Annotated in this window: 1 pseudogene; it reads left to right on the plus strand. The window is 40.9% G+C overall.

The features are described from left to right. Positions 1-569, plus strand: a pseudogene (locus tag CWB66_RS22050) (substrate-binding domain-containing protein); the annotation flags it as partial.

Raw genomic sequence — 569 nt, forward strand, 5'->3', positions numbered from 1 at the left:
AAGCACTGGTAGACGAACTAAATAGAGTTCAAAAAAATGTGGTTACTGTGGATTTTGATATTGCCCGCAACGCATCAATTAATATAAATAACGAACAAGCCAGTTACGAAATAGCCAAACATGTTTTGCACAATGCAACTGATAACGTGGCAATATTGGGCTTGAGATTACTCGATGAAAATGTATTGTGCCGAGTTTACGAACATCATGAGTTTGAAACGGGTCAAACTATTTCTCACCAACGCTTACGAGGTTATCAGCGTGCGTTAAATGAAGCGAATGTAACGGTAGCCGACGACCGCATTTGGAATATTCCTGAAAGTAGCGAACGTTTTGCCAGCATAGCTTCAAAAGAAGTATTAAACGCCTAACCACGCCCTGATGTGATTATATGTATGAGTGATTTAATTGCCCTCGCCACCATGCGAGAAGCAATAAAACAAGGGATAAAAATAGGGAGTGAGCTACGTATAGTTGGATTTGATGGCATAGAAGAAGCAGCCCGTTTTGGGCCTCGCCTTACGACTATTCATCAAAATAGCCAAGAAAAGGGTGTAATAGCTGCTAAC

It is taken from the genome of Pseudoalteromonas sp. S558 (genome assembly GCF_005886635.1).
Classification (GTDB): domain Bacteria; phylum Pseudomonadota; class Gammaproteobacteria; order Enterobacterales; family Alteromonadaceae; genus Pseudoalteromonas; species Pseudoalteromonas aliena.